This is a genomic window from Rugamonas apoptosis (genome assembly GCF_014042355.1).
Lineage (GTDB): Bacteria > Pseudomonadota > Gammaproteobacteria > Burkholderiales > Burkholderiaceae_D > Rugamonas > Rugamonas apoptosis.
The window spans coordinates 598,413-614,097 of the sequence record NZ_JACEZU010000002.1; the positions used below are offsets into that span (position 1 = coordinate 598,413).

At 64.2% G+C, this 15,685-nt stretch carries 17 protein-coding genes; 5 read left to right on the forward strand and 12 right to left on the reverse strand.

Features of this window, described 5'->3' with window-relative positions:
- Nucleotides 1-89: 89 nt before the first annotated feature.
- Nucleotides 90-1,688 carry a GMC family oxidoreductase gene (locus tag H3H39_RS06325; RefSeq protein ID WP_311196863.1) on the forward strand — a complete coding sequence of 533 codons (1,599 nt, stop codon included), beginning with the start codon at nucleotides 90-92 and terminating at the stop codon, nucleotides 1,686-1,688.
- Nucleotides 1,689-1,792: 104 nt separating this feature from the next.
- Here the strand turns inward: H3H39_RS06325 and H3H39_RS06330 are convergent, their stop codons facing one another.
- The 9 genes from H3H39_RS06330 to H3H39_RS28170 form a co-directional block, all read right to left on the reverse strand.
- Nucleotides 1,793-2,596, reverse strand: a complete 804-nt coding sequence (locus H3H39_RS06330) for an enoyl-CoA hydratase-related protein (protein WP_182152488.1) — start codon at nucleotides 2,594-2,596, stop codon at nucleotides 1,793-1,795.
- Nucleotides 2,597-2,634: 38 nt separating this feature from the next.
- Entirely contained in the window at nucleotides 2,635-4,410 is a 1,776-nt protein-coding gene (locus H3H39_RS06335; protein ID WP_182152489.1) for an acyl-CoA dehydrogenase C-terminal domain-containing protein, read from the reverse strand.
- Nucleotides 4,411-4,434: 24 nt separating this feature from the next.
- The gene (locus tag H3H39_RS06340; RefSeq protein WP_182152490.1) at nucleotides 4,435-5,583 is read right to left on the reverse strand and encodes an acyl-CoA dehydrogenase family protein; all 1,149 of its coding nucleotides are present in this window, start codon (nucleotides 5,581-5,583) and stop codon (nucleotides 4,435-4,437) included.
- Between the two features lie 73 nt (nucleotides 5,584-5,656).
- Entirely contained in the window at nucleotides 5,657-7,288 is a 1,632-nt protein-coding gene (locus tag H3H39_RS06345; protein ID WP_182152491.1) for a long-chain fatty acid--CoA ligase, read from the reverse strand.
- Nucleotides 7,289-7,367: 79 nt separating this feature from the next.
- The gene (locus H3H39_RS06350) at nucleotides 7,368-8,201 is read right to left on the reverse strand and encodes an SDR family NAD(P)-dependent oxidoreductase (RefSeq protein ID WP_182152492.1); all 834 of its coding nucleotides are present in this window, start codon (nucleotides 8,199-8,201) and stop codon (nucleotides 7,368-7,370) included.
- A 9-nt stretch (nucleotides 8,202-8,210) separates the two neighbouring features.
- Nucleotides 8,211-8,639 carry a MaoC family dehydratase gene (locus H3H39_RS06355; protein ID WP_182152567.1) on the reverse strand — a complete coding sequence of 143 codons (429 nt, stop codon included), beginning with the start codon at nucleotides 8,637-8,639 and terminating at the stop codon, nucleotides 8,211-8,213.
- A gap of 25 nt (nucleotides 8,640-8,664) precedes the next feature.
- A complete protein-coding gene (locus H3H39_RS06360; protein ID WP_182152493.1) occupies nucleotides 8,665-9,105 on the reverse strand; it encodes a MaoC family dehydratase N-terminal domain-containing protein in 441 nt (146 codons plus the stop codon).
- 9 nt (nucleotides 9,106-9,114) lie between these two features.
- On the reverse strand, nucleotides 9,115-10,299 hold the full coding sequence (locus tag H3H39_RS06365) for a lipid-transfer protein (protein WP_182152494.1): 1,185 nt from the start codon (nucleotides 10,297-10,299) through the stop codon (nucleotides 9,115-9,117).
- Nucleotides 10,300-10,405: 106 nt separating this feature from the next.
- A complete protein-coding gene (locus H3H39_RS28170; protein ID WP_255462407.1) occupies nucleotides 10,406-10,540 on the reverse strand; it encodes a hypothetical protein in 135 nt (44 codons plus the stop codon).
- On the opposite strand from H3H39_RS28170, the gene H3H39_RS06370 reads away from it, so the two are divergent.
- On the forward strand, nucleotides 10,539-11,531 hold the full coding sequence (locus H3H39_RS06370) for an AraC family transcriptional regulator (protein ID WP_182152495.1): 993 nt from the start codon (nucleotides 10,539-10,541) through the stop codon (nucleotides 11,529-11,531). The two genes, H3H39_RS28170 and H3H39_RS06370, sit on opposite strands and share 2 nt — an antisense overlap.
- 127 nt (nucleotides 11,532-11,658) lie before the next feature.
- Here H3H39_RS06370 and H3H39_RS06375 read toward each other — a convergent pair whose 3' ends face one another.
- Both H3H39_RS06375 and H3H39_RS06380 read right to left on the reverse strand, forming a co-directional pair.
- Nucleotides 11,659-12,162, reverse strand: coding sequence for an SRPBCC family protein (locus tag H3H39_RS06375; RefSeq protein ID WP_182152496.1), 504 nt, complete (start codon nucleotides 12,160-12,162; stop codon nucleotides 11,659-11,661).
- Nucleotides 12,152-12,496: an ArsR/SmtB family transcription factor gene (locus H3H39_RS06380; protein WP_182152497.1), complete on the reverse strand. Its 345-nt coding sequence runs from the start codon at nucleotides 12,494-12,496 to the stop codon at nucleotides 12,152-12,154. The genes H3H39_RS06375 and H3H39_RS06380 overlap by 11 nt, the downstream gene beginning before the upstream one ends.
- A 122-nt stretch (nucleotides 12,497-12,618) precedes the next feature.
- On the opposite strand from H3H39_RS06380, the gene H3H39_RS06385 reads away from it, so the two are divergent.
- The 3 genes from H3H39_RS06385 to H3H39_RS06395 are packed head-to-tail and all read left to right on the forward strand — an operon-like array spanning nucleotide 12,619 to nucleotide 15,196.
- A complete protein-coding gene (locus H3H39_RS06385; RefSeq protein ID WP_182152498.1) occupies nucleotides 12,619-13,248 on the forward strand; it encodes a helix-turn-helix transcriptional regulator in 630 nt (209 codons plus the stop codon).
- A complete protein-coding gene (locus H3H39_RS06390; protein WP_182152499.1) occupies nucleotides 13,238-14,209 on the forward strand; it encodes an ornithine cyclodeaminase family protein in 972 nt (323 codons plus the stop codon). The genes H3H39_RS06385 and H3H39_RS06390 overlap by 11 nt, the downstream gene beginning before the upstream one ends.
- Before the next feature lie 24 nt (nucleotides 14,210-14,233).
- Nucleotides 14,234-15,196, forward strand: a complete 963-nt coding sequence (locus tag H3H39_RS06395) for a threo-3-hydroxy-L-aspartate ammonia-lyase (RefSeq protein WP_182152500.1) — start codon at nucleotides 14,234-14,236, stop codon at nucleotides 15,194-15,196.
- A gap of 10 nt (nucleotides 15,197-15,206) precedes the next feature.
- Here the strand turns inward: H3H39_RS06395 and H3H39_RS06400 are convergent, their stop codons facing one another.
- Nucleotides 15,207-15,683 (reverse strand): OsmC family protein, encoded by a 477-nt coding sequence (locus H3H39_RS06400; protein WP_182152501.1) that lies wholly within the window; start codon nucleotides 15,681-15,683, stop codon nucleotides 15,207-15,209.
- Nucleotides 15,684-15,685 lie beyond the last annotated feature (2 nt).

Consider the following 15,685-nt stretch of genomic DNA (forward strand, 5'->3'; position numbering starts at 1 on the left):
GCATTTTAACCGCGTGCGAGCCCCACTTAGGGGTGGTCTCTATTTCCCCTCCCGCATTTAAGGTGGGGAAAACCACAAGGAGACCGAATGTGATAAACGAAGTCGATTACATCATCATCGGCGCCGGCTCGGCCGGCGCCGTCCTGGCGGCGCGCCTGAGCGAGAACCCGGCGGCGCGGGTCGTCCTGCTCGAGGCGGGCGGCACCAGCGATACGCTGTTGCACCGCGCCCCGATAGGCGCCGCCGCGCTGATGCCGCGCAGGAATGCCCACAACTGGGCCTTTGACACGGTCGCGCAGCCGGGGCTGGGCGGACGGCGCGGCTACCAGCCCCGCGGCCGCGGCCTGGGCGGATCCTCGTCGATCAACGCGATGGCCTATGTGCGCGGGCACCGCAGCGACTATGACCACTGGGCCGCCCTCGGCAACCCGGGCTGGAGCTATGCGGAAGTCCTGCCCTATTTCAAGCGCGCGGAATCGAACGAACGCATGGGAGAACCGTTCCACGGACGCAGCGGCCCCTATCCCGTGATGGACCAGCGCAGCGGGAACGGCTTCACCCAGAGCTTCCTGGACGCGGCGGTCCAGGCCGGCTACCGGCTCAACGCCGACTTCAACGGCGCCGAACAGGAAGGTTTCGGGCGCTTCCAGCTCAACCAGGTGAACGGCGAGCGCTGCTCCGTTTCCCGGGCCTACCTGGAACCGTACATCGGCAGGCGCGCCAACCTGCAGGTGCTGACCCACGCCCACGCCTGCCGCATCCTGACGCTCGACGGCCGGGCCTGCGGCGTCGAATTCCTCCGGGACGGGGTGCGCCAGTCGATCGGCGCGCGCGGCGAGGTCATCGTCTCGGCCGGCGTGTTCCAGTCGCCCCAGTTGCTGATGCTGTCGGGAATCGGCGAGCCCACGGCCCTGCAGGCCGCCGGCATCCCGGTGGTGCAGGCGCTGCCCGGTGTCGGACGCAATCTGCAAGACCATATCGACTTCACCTTCGTCAGCCGTTGCGACCACCTTGACCTGGCCGGTTTTTCGCTGGCCGGCGGCGCCAGGATGCTGGGGCAGATGCTGCGCTGGCGGCGCGAACGGCGCGGCTTCGTCGCCTCCAATTTCGCCGAGGCGGGTGGCTTCCTGAAAACCCGGCCGGACCTGAGCGCGCCGGATGTGCAACTGCACTTTCTGCTGGCCATGGTCGAGAACCACGGCCGCAGCGTCCGCTGGGGCCATGGTTACTCCACCCACGTATGCTGCCTGCGGCCGCGCTCGCGCGGCAGCGTCACCCTGGCCAGCGCCGATCCGCTGGCCGCACCCGTGATCGACCCGCGCTTCCTCGACCATCCGGCCGATCTCGACACGCTGGTGGCCGGCTTCAAACTGACCCGCCACCTGCTCGGCCAGCCGGCCCTGATGCGGCATGGCCCGCGCGGCCTGAACGCGCAGAACCTGGACGACGACGACGCCATCCGCGCGGCGATCCGCGCCGGTGCCGACACCGTCTACCATCCGGTCGGCACCTGCGCGATGGGGACGCACGGCGAGGCGGTGGTGGACGCGCACTTGCGCGTGCATGGCATGCGGGGACTGCGCGTGGTGGACGCATCGGTGATGCCCACGCTGATCGGTGGCAACACCAATGCCGCGACCGTGATGATCGCCGAGAAGGCCGCCGACCTGATCCTCGGCGCGGGCTGACGGCCGGCATTCACGCCGGCCACCGGGCCGGCGGGGTTCCGCATTCGGTTCCGCATTCGGTTCCGCGTTCGGTTCCGCATTCGTTCCGCGTTCGGGCCGCCCCATCAACGGCCCGGAAACACGGGCGGGCGGCGCGCGGCGAACGCGCGCACGCCCTCGGCGAAGGCGGGCAGGTCGATCATCTCGCGCTGCCGGTCCCGTTCATAAGCGAGTTGCTGCTCCAGGCTGTTGCTGTCGGCCGCCGCGAACACGCGCCTGGCTTCCAGCGCGGCATGGGCCGGCAGCGCCGCCAGGCGGCTGGCGATGAGGCGCGCCACGTCGGGCAGGGCCGCGTCTTCCACGCAGCGCCACACCAGGCCCCACTGCTCCGCCTGCTCGGCGCCGATGCGCTCGCCGAGCAAGGTCAGGCCCATGGCGCGCGCGCCGCCGATGCGGCGCGGTAGCAACCAGCTCGCGCCCATGTCCGGCACCAGCCCCAGGGCCGGCATGAAGGACAGGTACAAATAACTTGAACGCGCCGCCACCACGATGTCGGCGGCCAGCACCATGCCGACCGAGCCCCCCACGGCCGCGCCGTTCAGGGCGCACACGATGGGCACTGGCGACTCGCACATCTCCAGGATCAGGCGATTGGTCGCGCGCTCCATCCAGTCGGCCACCCGTTCGCCCGTGCTCTTGCCATCGGGCGCGTCCGGCTCCATGCCGCCCAGGTCGGCGCCCGAGGAAAACGCCTTGCCGGCGCCGGTCAGGATCACGGCCCGCACCTCGGGCCGGGCCGTCACCTCGGCCAGGGCCGCGCGCAATGCCTCGACCAGCGGGAAGGTCAGCGCGTTGAGCCGCGCCGGTTGGTTCAGGGTCAGGGTGGCGATGCCATCGCTCACTTCGCTCAATACATAATCGGTCGTCATCAGTTCATCTCCGCGGGTAATTGGTGTCAGGGGCAGGTTCAAATCAGGGCCGCCGCGATCTTGCCGTGGGCGGCGGCGCCGTGCTCGATCAGCCAGGCATGGGTTGTGATGCGCGGCAGCACACAGTCGAAGTAGAAGCGCGCGGTCTGGCGCTTGCCGGCGTGCATGGCGTCGGTTCCGTCGCGCCCGCCCGATACGGCGGCGGCGCGCGCCCACATGTAGCCGAGCACGACGTAGCCGGCCAGCATCAGATAGTCCACCGCGACCGCGCCCACCAGGTCCGGCTCGTCCGGGGCGCGCTCGGCCAGCGCGGCGGTGGCGTCCAGCCAGCTCCGCAGCGCCGCCCGCAAACGGGTCACCAGGTCGGCCATCCCGGCATCGTCCTGCCAGGCCGCGCACCAGGCCCGCACTTCGTCGGCGAACTCCTGCAAGGGCCGCGCATCGGCCAGCACTTTGCGTCCCAGCAAATCCATCGCCTGGATCCCCGTGGTGCCTTCATAAATGCGGGTCACGCGCACGTCGCGCAGGCGCTGCTCCATGCCCCATTCCGTCATGTAACCATGGCCGCCCAGTACCTGGATGCCCAGGTCCACCGCCTCGCAAGCCAGTTCCGACAGGCAGGCCTTGGCGATCGGCGTCAGCAGGCCCAGTTGCCGCGCGGCGCGCTCGCGCCCCTCCTGGCCGGGGCCATCGGCCAGATCGACCCAACGGGCACAATGGTGCACCAGCGCGCGCCCGCCCTCGACGATGGCCTTTTGCAGCAACAGCATGCGCCGCACGTCGGCGTGCTCGATCAACGCGTCGGCGCACGCGCCGGGCTGCGCCGCGCCGCTGGCCGCCCGGCCCTGCTGCCGCTGGCGCGCATAGGCCAGCGCATCGGCATGGGCCGCCTGGGCCTGGGCCACGGCCTGGGTGGCCACGCCGAGGCGCGACTTGTTGATAAAGATAAACATGCTCGCCATGCCGCGATGCGCCTCGCCCACCAGCCAGCCCTGCGCGCCGTCGAAGGCCATGACGCAGGTGGCGCTGCCCTTCAGGCCCATTTTGTGTTCGATGGACAAACAACTCACCTGGTTTTCCCCGCCCAGCGCGCCGTCCGCCAGCACGTGGCGGCGCGGCACCACGAACAGCGAAATGCCGCGCACCCCGGGCGGCGCGCCGGGCAACCTGGCCAGCACCAGGTGCACGATGTTGGGCGCCAGGTCATGCTCGCCGGAGGAGATAAAAATCTTGTTGCCCGTGATGCGATAGCTGCCATCGTCCTGCGGCACGGCGCGCGTGCTCAGCAAGCCAAGGTCGGAGCCGGCCTGGGCTTCCGTCAGGCACATGGTGGCGGTCCACTCGCCGCTCACCAGCTTGGGCAGGAACATCCGCAGTTGTTCCGGCGCGGCGCCGGCCAGCAGGGTCTTGATGGCGCCATCGTTGAGCATGGCGTACATGCACCAGGCTTGATTGGCGCCCTGCAGGAACTCGGCGCCGGCCATGTGCAGCGAATACGGCAAGCCCTGGCCGCCATGCGCCTGGGCCTGGGCCAGCGCGGGCCAGCCGTCCGCCACGAAGCGCGCATACGCCGCCGCGAAACCGGGCGGCGCGCTGACCCGGCCCGCCGCCCAGCGCGCGCCGGCTTGATCGCCCGATGCGTTGAGCGGCGCCAGCTCGCCCTCGGCGAACTGGCCCATGGCCTCCAGGATGGCGCGCACGGTTTCGCCGTCGAGTCCGGCCTCGGGAAACAGCGCCCCGTAGTGGGCTGCGTAGCCATGCAAATCCAGCAGGGAATACAGGGTATCGCGGAGCGGAGCCTGGTAAGTGGTCATGCGGTTTTCCTTGTGGTGGTCGATCTACAGCGCACGGGCGATCACTTCGCGCATGATCTCGCTGGCGCCGCCGTAGATGCGCTGGACACGGGCATCGGCGTACAGGCGTGCGATCAGATACTCGTTCATATAACCGTAGCCGCCGAACAGCTGCAGGCACTCGTCCACCACCTGGCCCTGCTGCTCGCTGGCCCACAGCTTGAGCATGGAAGCGGTCGCCGTGTCGAGCCGGCCCGCCACCATGTCTTCCACGCAGCGGTCGACGAAGGCGCGCGCCACCTTGGCCGTGGTGGCGATCCCGGCCAGCTTGAAGCGGGTGTTTTGCAGCTCGGCCAGTGGCTGGCCGAAGGCCTTGCGCTCGCGCACATAGTCCAGGGTGGCCGCATAAGCGCCTTCGATGGCAGCGGCCGAGCCGACGCCGATCAGGGTGCGCTCGTACGGCAGGTCCGACATCAGTTGCGCGAAGCCCCGGCCCACTTCGCCGCCCAGCAGGTTTTCCGTCGGCACCCGCACATCGTCGAAGAACAGCTCGGCGGTGTCCTGCGCCTTCATCCCCAGCTTGTCCAGCAGCCGGCCGACGCGGTAGCCGGCGCACTCGGCGGTTTCGACGATCAGGATCGAGATGCCGCGCGCGCCCGGCGTCTCCTCGGTCCTGGCCACCACCAGCACCAGGCCGGCCAGCAGGCCGTTGCTGATGAAGGTCTTGGCGCCGTTGAGTACATAGTGGTCGCCGTGGCGCACGGCGCGCGTGCGCACGCCCTGCAGATCCGATCCCGCGCCGGGCTCGGTCATGGCGATCGCGCCGACCAGTTCGCCGCTGGCCATGCGCGGCAAATACCTGGCCTTCTGCGCCGGCGTGCCATGGTTGAGCAGGTAGTGGGCGACGATGCTGTGCACCGACGTCGCCATGCCGGACAGGGCGCGCCTGGACATCTGGTCAAACATGATGGCTTCGTGGCGGAAATCGCCGCCCGCGCCGCCATACTCCTCCGGGATATCCGTGCACAACAGGCCCAACTGGCCGGCGCGGCGCCAGATCTCGCGCCCCACATCGCCACGCTTCCTGGCCGCCTCGTCGCCAGGCTGCAACTCGGTTTCGACGAAGCGGACCACGGTATCCGTGTAAGTCTCAAGATCCTCGTCCATCCAGCTCGGTCGTAGATTAATTGCCATTGCTGTTCTATCCTTTTCACTGCGTGATTCGTTCAGCCGGCACGCATGCCGGCGCGCGCGTGGCCGCCGGTTGTCAGCCAGCGGTGCTCGACACCCGGTCCTGGTAAGTCTCCCGCAACTTCGCCTTCAGGAATTTGCCGGTCGCCGTCTTCGGTATGCTGTCGACCCATTCATAGTCGTCCGGCACCTGGAAGCGCGCCAGCCTGGTGGCGAGAAACGCGCGCAGCTCGGCGGCATCGACCTCGGCGCCCGCGCGCCTGACCGCGACCACCAGCGGCCGCTCATCCCACTTCGGATGGGCGATCGCGATCACGGCAGCCTCCGCCACGCCCGGGTGGCCCATCACGAGGTTCTCCAGGTCCACCGAACTGATCCATTCGCCGCCCGACTTGACCAGGTCCTTGGAGCGATCCACCAGCCGCAGGGAGCCGCCGCTGTCGATCACCCCCAGATCGCCGGTGCGCAGCCAGCCGTCGGCCGTGAACTTGGCCAGGTCGCGCGGCGTGGCGTGGTAGTCGCCGGCCACCCAGGGGCCGCGCACCTGCACTTCGCCGATCGCCTGGCCGTCCCAGCGCAGCGCATCACCGGATTCGCCGACAATACGCATCTGCACAAACGGCACGGCCACGCCCTGCAGCGCCCGTACCGCATGTTGTTGCTCGACAGGCAACGCCTCATGCTCAGGCCGCAGAAACGCGAAGCTGCCCAGCGGCGACGTTTCCGTCATGCCCCAGCCGTGCTGCACTTTCATGCCATGCCGCTCGAAATTGGCGATCATCGACAATGGCACCGCCGATCCCGCCACCACCATCCGCAGGCCCTCGGCCAGCTTCCATTGGCGCCGGCCCTGCTCCAGCACCTGGTGGATCATCATCCAGATCGTCGGTACGCCCAGCGCGACGGTGACGCGGCCCTGTTCCATCAGATCGAGCAGATCTTCGCCGCCCATATGCGGTCCGGGCAGGATCTGCGCCGCGCCGATCATCATGGCCGAGAACGGCGTAGCCCAGGCGTTGGCATGGAACATCGGCGTGACGATCATCAGGCGGTCGCGCACCGACAGGTTCAGGAAGTCCGGCAGGCTGCTCGTCACCGCGTGCAGCACCATGGAGCGATGGGAATACACCACCCCTTTGGGCTTGCCGGTCGTGCCCGAGGTGTAGCACATGCCCACGGCCTCGTTTTCGTCCTGCTCGGGATATTGGTAGGCCGTAGCGTCCACATCGATGAAGTCCTCGTAACTCTCCATGCCGGCCGGCACCACCGCGCCGCTGAACGGGACCACGATCACGCGCGGCGCCTGGCGCAGCAGCGGCAGCACGCGCTCCCACAATGGCAGCAGGATGTCGTCGATGATGAGGACCCGATCGTCGGCCTCGTTCATGATGTAAGCGATGTCCTCCGGCGACAGCCGCAGGTTGAGCGTATGCAGCACGGCGCCGGCGGCGGGAATGCCGAAGTAGCTCTCCAGGTGCCAGCTGTGGTTCCAGCACAGGGTGGCCACCGCCTCGCCTTTGGCCACGCCGGCCTGATCGCGCAACGCTTGCGCCAGTTGACGCGCGCGGCGATAGATGTCCGCATAGGTCAGGCGGTAGATCGACTTGTCCGGCAGGCGCCCCAGCACTTCCGTCGCGCCAAAATAGCGTCCGGCACGTTCCAGCAGCATGTTCGTGCTCAGCGGCACTTGCATCATTGTCGACTTCATTGTTTGTCTCCCTAGGTATTGTGACTAACTGAACCGGACCGGCCGCGCGGCCACCCGCGCGGCCGGTCCGTGGCTTGACTCAGATACCGGTCATGCCACCTGTGCACATCAGTGTCTGGCCGCTGACGTAGTCGGCCTCGGGCAAGCAGAACAGATAGACGGCGTTGGCGGCCTCTTCGGGCGTGCCCGCCCGTCCCAGCGGAATCATCCGTTCCATCGCGCTCAACAGGTTCGGATTCACGCCCAGCTTGATGTCGCGGCCATCGATATTCTCGAGCGCGTTGGCGTCGGCCGGCGCCTCGGTCAGGCGCGTCTTGATCAAGCCATAGGCGACACAGTTGACGGTGACGTTCATCCGTCCCCACTCCTTGGCCAGGGTCTTGGTCAAGCCTTCGATACCGGCCTTGCCGACGGAATAATTGGCCTGGCCAGCGTTACCGAACAGACCGGCCACCGACGAGATATTCACCACCCGGCGCGACACCTGGCGCCCCGCGTCCTGATCGGCGTTGAACTGGGCGCGGATCACCGGCTGCGCCGCGCGCAGGATACGGAACGGCGCCGTCAGGTGCACGTCCATGATCGCGTACCATTGCTCATCCGTCATTTTCTGGATCACGTTATCCCAGGTGTAACCGGCATTGTTCACAATGATGTCGATGCCCTGGTATTCCCGGACCGCCGTGCCGACCAGGCGGTCCGCGAAATCGGCCGCGGCGACGCTGCCCGCGCAAGCGACGGCCTGGCCGCCCAAGGCCCGGATCTCCGCCACCACTTCCCGGGCGGGCGCCTCGTCGAGGTCGTTGATCACCACGCGCGCGCCCTCCGCTGCGAACTTGAGTGCGATGGCACGGCCTATCCCACGTCCCGCGCCCGTTACGAGGGCGACCTTGCCTTCCAGTGTTGCTGCCATATTGTTCTCCTATTTTTTGAAGGGAAAGACCACCAGCGCTTCGCCCGCGATGCGGGTCTCGCCGTACTGATTGGTGGTCTGGATTTGAAGCTGTGCGGTGGGCACGCCGTTGAGTTCCGACTTGGCGCTCACGGTGCCGCTGCAACTGACGATGTGGCCGATCTGGGTCAGGCCCAGGAAGCGCACCTCGAAGCGCTTCAATTGCGCCTGCGGCACCCAGTTGGTCACCATGCGGCCCAGCCAGGCCATGCCCAGCATGCCGTGGGCGAACACGTCGGGCAGGCCCGCCTTGCGCGCGAAATCGAGGTCGATATGGATCGGATTGTGATCACCGGAAGCCCCGGCGAACAGCGCCAGCGTGGTCCGGTTGACCGGCGCCAGCGTCAGCGCGGGTATCGCCGCGCCCACCTCGATCTGATCCCATTCGGGAATTGCCATCATGTTGATTCTCCTGTTTGCGGCATTAGTTGCGAACCACCACGATGCCGCGTGATTCGGCCACCGTTTCGCCGCGCTGGTTGACGGCCGTGGTGTCCAGCACGACGAACTCCAGCGCGCCATTTTTTTTGTCGTAGATGTCAGCCACGCGGGAACGCACGCTGACCGTGTCGCCCGCGTGCACGGGCAGGTGATACTCGAACGACTGCTCGCCGTGCAGCACCCGCTCCAGCGGCACGCCGGCTTCCTTCAGCCAGTTCATCTTCAAGTCCGATTCCATCTCGGCCGAGAACAGGAAAGTTGGCGGTGCCGGCAAGTCGGGATGGCCCGCCGCGCGCGCCGCCTGTTCGTCGAAATAGATGGGATTGACTTCGCCGATGGCATGCGCGAAGAAGCGCAGGCGCGAGCGTTCGATGGGAAATTCCGTGGCCGGCAACTGGTGGCCGACCCATTTGCGATCGATCATGTCCGCTCCTCAAACCCGCTCGTAGAGCGTGACCACGCAAGCGCCGCCCAGCCCCAGGTTGTGCTGCAGCGCGAGGCGCGCGCCGTCGACCTGACGCCGCTCGGCGGTGCCGCGCAATTGCTGAACCAGTTCGGTGCACTGCGCCAGCCCGGTCGCGCCCAGCGGATGCCCCTTGGACAACAGGCCGCCGGAGGGATTGGTGACGAACCGCCCGCCATAGGTATTGTCGCCATCGATCACGAACTTTTCCGCACCGCCTTCAGGGCACAGGCCCAGGCCCTCGTAGGTCAGCAGCTCGTTGTGGGCGAAGCAGTCGTGCAGCTCCACCACCTGGATGTCTTGCGGGCCGACACCGGCCGCCTCGTACACCTGGCGCGCGCCTTCGCGCGTCATGTCGACGCCGACCACCTGTCGCATGTCATGCTTTTCAAAGGTGGAGGGGTAGTCGGTGGTCATGGACTGCGCCTTGATGCGCACGGAGCGATCCAGACCATGGCGCATGGCGAACTCCTCGGAGCAGACGATGGCCGCCGCGCCGCCGCAGGTGGGTGGACAGGCCATCAGGCGCGTCATGACGCCGGGCCACATGACGGGCGCGTCCATCACTTCCTGCTCCGTCACCACCTTCTTGAACAGCGCCAGCGGATTGTTGGCGGCATGGCGGCTGGCCTTGGCGCGGATCTTGGCGAAGGTGCTCAGCTGGGTGCCGTACTGCTGCATATGGGCCAGTCCCGCGCCACCGAAATAACGCAGCGCCAGCGGCACGCCTTCGACCTGCAGCAGGGCATCGGCCTCTTCCTGGAAGCGATCGAAGGGCGTCGGCCGGTCGAGGAATACCGAGCCCAGCGCGCCCGCCTGCATCTGCTCGAAACCAACCGCCAGCGCGCAATCGACGGCCCCCGAAGCGACCGCCTGGCGCGCCAGGAACAGCGCGGTCGAACCGGTCGAGCAATTATTGTTCACGTTAATCACCGGCACGCCCGTCATGCCGACCTCGTACACCGCCCGCTGACCGGCGCACGAATCGCCATAGACATAGCCGGCATACACTTGCTGGACCTTGTCGTAGTCAAGATGGGCATCCTGCAGGGCAATGCGGATCGCCTGGGCGCCCATCACATGGTAATGCTCGCTGGAGCCCGGCTTGGCGAACGGGATCATGCCTACCCCCGCCACATATACATCTCGTCCCATTCATTTCTCCTTGGTATGTAGAATTTGAAAACATATGATATAAATCGCCAGGCTCTCTGCTTAGCCATGGGTGCGATGAAGATCGGGAATTTGGACTTCTCCCTAGTCAAACGCTTATCATGGCTGTATTTTTATCCAAGTCGCCCTGGCTGGCGATAACGATGCCTGACAAAATATTTGCATAAATGGACATCCCGCGAGCGACCATGACAATCAAATCGGCCCCATCAACAGTACCCATGCGCTATATCCGCGGCATGGTGAACGCGGCGGTGCGCCGCGGCCTGTCCCCGGAACAGGTGCTGGGCCTGGGCGGCGGGATCAGCATGGAAATGCTGGAAGTGCCACGGGCGCGGGTCAGCCTGAAGCAGTTTTCCAGGCTCTTCGGTGCCGTCTCCCAATTCCTTGAAGATGAAGGTGCGGGCTTGTCCGCCTGCGCCATACCGCTTGGCGGCGTGGAAACCATGTGCCGCGCAGGCATGACCACCAATACGCTGATCGAATGTGCGGAGACCCTGGCAAAGGGGTCGAACGCGGTGCTGTACGCGTTCAAGGTGTCATTCTCCGCCGATCAGCACGGGATCCACATCACGCTCCATGAGATCGTGCCGCAGGAAGGGGATCGGAATTCCACCTATGAAGCCATACTGTTGACGCTGTACGCCGTGTTCAGTTGGTTGTTCGGGCTGCGTTTGCCCTTGGTGTCGGTCGACTTCCCTTGCGCGGCACCGCGCCATTTATTCGAGGTGCGCGCCCTGTTCGCGGGGCGCGTCCGTTTCAATCAACCGGCGGGCGCCTTGCACTTCAGCGCCAATTTAGGCGCGCTGCGCGTGGTCCGGTCGCCGGGGGAAATTCCCAAGTTCCTGCGCCGCGCGCCGGGCAGCCTGATTGAAGCGTTGCTCACGACCGGCAGACTGACGGTGGAAGTGCGCCGGAGAATTCATGCGGCCCTGCCGAAACTGCTCACCCTCGATGACGTCAGCCGCCAACTGGCGCTGTCGCCGCGCACCCTCCATCGCAAGCTGGATGCCGAAGGCGAATCCTTTCAAAAGATCAAGGATGAACTGCGGCGCGACATCGCCATTCATGCCTTGACGCGCACCAACACCCCCATCAAGCAGATTTCGACGGATTTAGGTTTTGCGGATCAAGCCTCGTTCCAACGGGCGTTCGCTGAATGGACCGGTCGCCCGCCTGGCACCTGGCGCCGCATCTCGGCACCGGCCAGGTGAGCGCCGTTCGCGCGGCACAACGCACGCAGTGAACGGACGACAAAAAACCCGCGCCTCTTGCGAGTACGCGGGCTTCTGGGCCTTACCTGGAAGGACGGGCTGATCCGGTCATCAGCCCGCCCGTCTTTCATGCGCGCAGCGTCAGCAACAGCTCATCCAGGCGCTCAAGCGTGGAAGTCATGCCTTCCTTCATGCCCATGTCGATCACTTTTTGCACGTCTTCCGGCGAGTTGTACTGCACGACCGTGGTGACCAGCGTGTGTTCTTTCAGGTCTGCAAACGTCACCTCCCAGCGCGAACGCGGCATGTCGGCATTGATGACACCGGTTTCGTCGGTGAAGCCATCCAGGGTCGCATAACTGTCGATGGGGCGGATGGCCAGGTAGTCCAGGCGGCTCCAGTAAGCCTGCCCATCGGGCGTGATCATGGCGTAATGCCAGTAACCACCCTCCTTGAATTCCATATGTTTGGTCTTGGTGCTCAGGGGCTTGGGTGCGAACCAACGGTCGAGCAACGCGCTCTGCGTATGGCAATCCCAGACCAATTGCCGCGGACCAGCAAATTCCCGCGTCACAGTGAGGGTGCTCGTTTCCTTGTTGATCGCAAAATCAAATTGAAGCTTAGCTGCCATTGTCGTCTCCTTGCAGTTGTTCCAAGAGGTTGTCCAGGTTTTCGTATCGGCTGCTCCAGAGCGCGCGCTGCTCCTCGAACCAGCGCTCGGCTGCGGCGAGCTTGTCCCGCTCAAGCGTGCAGGTCCGCACCCGCCCGCTCTTGCTGCTGCTTACCAGGCCGGTCTCTTCCAATACCCGCATGTGCTTCATGAACGACGGCAGCGCCATGTCGAAGGGCTCCGACAATTCACTGACAGTGGCCGGGCCCGCGCCCAGCCGACACACCACCGCCCTGCGCGTTGGGTCCGACAAAGCGTGAAAGATCGCGTCCAGCGCAACTCGATAGTTATCCATATGGCTAACTATACGCGCAAAAAAATGGAACGCAAGGATTTTCGACATCGCGTTAATCAGATGAATCTGGAATTATTGTCCAATACTTTACAATGTGTCTTGATGCGCTCAAACTTCAAACCATGAAAAAGAAAACCCTCGAACAAAAGCAGCTGCTGTCCCAGGTCAAGCAAATCGCAGAAGGCTTGGCCCAGACCTTCGCGCCCTTCACGGAAGTGGTTGTGCATGATCTATTGGACCCAGCGCACGCGGTGCTTGCCGTGCACAATAACTTGTCCGGCCGCCAGGTTGGCGATCCCGCGACCGAGCTGGGATTGGCCCGCATCATGGATCCCGAGTATGACCAGGTCATCGCAAATTACCCCAATCGCTTCGCTGACGGGCGGCAGGTCAAGAGCACTTCCATCGGTATCAAAGACTCGGACGGGCAGTATGTCGCGGCCCTCTGCATGAACGTGGATCTGACTCTTTTTCAAGGGTTCCAAAGTGCATTGAATATGTTTACGGCGGTGGAAGGCACTACGCCAGCAAAAGAATCGTTGGATCCTTCCGGGGCCGATGCCATCCGTTCCCGCATAGACGAGTTTGCCGCCCGGATGGCTGCTACACCGCGCTCCTTGAAGGCTGAAGACCGTCGCACGCTCATGAAGGAGTTGAAGTCAGCCGGGCTGTTGGACGTTCGCCGCGCAATGGACACCGTTGCCGCGCATCTGGGGGTTTCTCGTGCGACGGTGTACAGCGATGCGAAGTGACGCCTGCCTGCGGCTTGTTGACAAGGACGCCGTTGAGCAGCTCCTCGTCCCGGACGATGTGCTTGCCGCCGTGCGCGAAGCATTCGAATTGCACAGCCAACAGCAAGGGCGTTTATTCCCAGTGGTGCGGGAAGCGCTGGACGCAGGCGGAATTTTTGGGATCAAGTCCGGTGACGTTGGCGGCCAGGGCCTGCTGGGACTCAAGGCGGCAGGGTTCTGGCCCGCCAACAGGTCGCTAGGCGGTGAACCGCACCAGGCCACGATCTTGTTGTTTGATCCGTCCACTGGACGTCCACTGTGCGTGATCGATGGCAATGCCATCACGACCGCGCGCACGGCCGCTGCTGGAGCCTTGGGCCTGTCTCTGTTAGCACGCAAAGATAGTCGCGTCCTGACGGTGTTCGGCACGGGCATACAAGCAAAGGCCCAATTGGACGCAGCCCTGCGCGTGCTGCCTTGCCTGACCAAGGTCTTTTACGTTTCGGCAGATCGATTGCCGCGAGCGCAATTTGAGTCAGCTTTTACGGATCGATGTGAATTGATTTGCGCACCGGATGCCGATGCGGCTGTATTTCAAAGCGACGTGGTGATTACGGCGACACCGGGCGCTGGCGCCCTGTTCAATGTCGAATCGATACGGCCCGCAATACACCTCAATTGCGTGGGTGCGGATACCCGTGGCAAGCGCGAGTTGCCCCCTGGTGCGTTGGAATTGGGAAGCGTCTTTACCGATGATCTTAGTCAGGCACGACAGCTCGGCGAGCTTCAATGGGCACCCAGCATTCATGCGCAAGAGATTGGGGACTTATTGACCGGCAAAGCGCAATTTCAACGCGGACACCATGCGATCACATTTTTCGACCTGACCGGACTTGCCCTGCAGGATATGACGGTTGCCCGTCTCATTCATCGACAAGCTGTTGCTCGCGGCATCGGAACAGCAGTGGCATGGCCCTGGTAAACATTTCTTGAAAGGCGCACCTATATGACAAATCTCCCTACCTACGAAGATGTGGCCGCTGCGGCCTCACGCATTGCCGGCTTTGCACACAAGACGCCGGTACTTACTTCCAGCACTGTCAATGAGGAGTTCGGCGCGGAGGTCTTCTTCAAGTGCGAAAACTACCAGCGCATGGGCGCCTTCAAGTTTCGCGGTGCCTTCAATGCTTTGTCCAGGTTCAGTCCTGAGCAACGCAAAGCGGGCGTGGTGGCCTTTTCGTCGGGGAACCATGCACAGGCAATAGCACTGTCCGCAAAAATTCTCGGCATTCCGGCGACGATCGTGATGCCGCATGACGCACCAGCAGCCAAGGTTGCCGCAACAAAAGGATATGGCGGAAATGTCGTGATATATGACCGCTACAAAGAGGACCGTGAACAAATAGGACGCTCGCTAGCGGAACGGCACGGGCTCACGCTGATTCCCCCCTATGACCATGCGGATGTCCTTTCGGGGCAAGGGACGGCAGCAAAGGAGCTGTTTGAAGAGGTCGGCCCGCTGGATGCCTTCTTTGTACCGCTGGGCGGCGGTGGACTGCTCGCGGGTTCCGCATTAAGCACCCGAGCTCTATCGAAAGATTGCCAGCTTTTTGGGGTAGAGCCAGAGGCTGGCAATGATGGTCAACAGTCATTTCGCTCGGGCAGCATCGTCCACATCGACACGCCCAAAACCATCGCGGACGGGGCACAAACGCAGCACTTGGGGAATATCACATTTCCGATCATACAAAGAGACGTCAATGACGTACTCACGGCAACGGATGCGCAATTGGTCGAATGCATGGGGTTCTTCGCCAGCCGCATGAAGACCTTTGTTGAGCCAACCGGCTGCCTCGGGTTTGCCGCCGCGCGTCAACTGAAAGCTGAACTCAGGGGCAAACGCATAGGCATCCTGGTTAGTGGCGGAAATATTGACCTCGCCCGTTTTGCCAGCCTGGTGGCAGGCTGACTACGCCATTTCAAGCCGCATAGCTCCAACTGCCATCCACAACGATTTCTGTCTTGACTGAATTTGCCAAAAAGCAGCTTTCATGCGCCTCATGGTGAAGTTGCTTCAAAGTGGCATCGGTTGGAACTTTGGCACCCGAGAAGCAGACTGCGGGCTGCAGCGTCACACAGGTCACGGCATCTTTGCCTTCGGCGTTCTTTTGCATGTCGCCGCGTGCCAGGTCCAGATAGCTGTCGACGACATAGCCGTCGCGCGCCGCCAGCCCCAGGAACCACAGCATATGGCAGCTCGACAAAGCCGCCACGTAGGCTTCTTCAGGGTCGACGCAAGACGGATCTGAAAATGGCAGGCGCACCACATGGGGCGAGCTGGACGCTGGCACCACCGTGCCACCATCGAAGCGCCATTGGTGCGCCCGGCTGTAACGGTTGTCGGTAAAACGGCTGTCGTTTCGTTCCCAGCAGACTTCGGCGGTATGTGTAGACATGG

Bases quoted from the DNA above. Each gene is read 5' to 3' on its own strand.
- H3H39_RS06365 (WP_182152494.1), bottom strand. From the start codon at position 10,299: ATGGGACGAGATGTATATGTGGCGGGGGTAGGCATGATCCCGTTCGCC.
- H3H39_RS06375 (WP_182152496.1), bottom strand. From the start codon at position 12,162: ATGGCAGCTAAGCTTCAATTTGATTTTGCGATCAACAAGGAAACGAGC.
- H3H39_RS06335 (WP_182152489.1), bottom strand. From the start codon at position 4,410: ATGACCACTTACCAGGCTCCGCTCCGCGATACCCTGTATTCCCTGCTG.
- H3H39_RS06395 (WP_182152500.1), top strand. From the start codon at position 14,234: ATGACAAATCTCCCTACCTACGAAGATGTGGCCGCTGCGGCCTCACGC.
- H3H39_RS06355 (WP_182152567.1), bottom strand. From the start codon at position 8,639: ATGGCAATTCCCGAATGGGATCAGATCGAGGTGGGCGCGGCGATACCC.
- H3H39_RS06345 (WP_182152491.1), bottom strand. From the start codon at position 7,288: ATGAAGTCGACAATGATGCAAGTGCCGCTGAGCACGAACATGCTGCTG.
- H3H39_RS06380 (WP_182152497.1), bottom strand. From the start codon at position 12,496: ATGGATAACTATCGAGTTGCGCTGGACGCGATCTTTCACGCTTTGTCG.
- H3H39_RS06360 (WP_182152493.1), bottom strand. From the start codon at position 9,105: ATGATCGATCGCAAATGGGTCGGCCACCAGTTGCCGGCCACGGAATTT.
- H3H39_RS06385 (WP_182152498.1), top strand. From the start codon at position 12,619: ATGAAAAAGAAAACCCTCGAACAAAAGCAGCTGCTGTCCCAGGTCAAG.
- H3H39_RS06340 (WP_182152490.1), bottom strand. From the start codon at position 5,583: ATGGCAATTAATCTACGACCGAGCTGGATGGACGAGGATCTTGAGACT.
- H3H39_RS06390 (WP_182152499.1), top strand. From the start codon at position 13,238: ATGCGAAGTGACGCCTGCCTGCGGCTTGTTGACAAGGACGCCGTTGAG.
- H3H39_RS06350 (WP_182152492.1), bottom strand. From the start codon at position 8,201: ATGGCAGCAACACTGGAAGGCAAGGTCGCCCTCGTAACGGGCGCGGGA.
- H3H39_RS06330 (WP_182152488.1), bottom strand. From the start codon at position 2,596: ATGACGACCGATTATGTATTGAGCGAAGTGAGCGATGGCATCGCCACC.
- H3H39_RS28170 (WP_255462407.1), bottom strand. From the start codon at position 10,540: ATGGGTACTGTTGATGGGGCCGATTTGATTGTCATGGTCGCTCGCGGG.
- H3H39_RS06400 (WP_182152501.1), bottom strand. From the start codon at position 15,683: ATGTCTACACATACCGCCGAAGTCTGCTGGGAACGAAACGACAGCCGT.
- H3H39_RS06370 (WP_182152495.1), top strand. From the start codon at position 10,539: ATGCGCTATATCCGCGGCATGGTGAACGCGGCGGTGCGCCGCGGCCTG.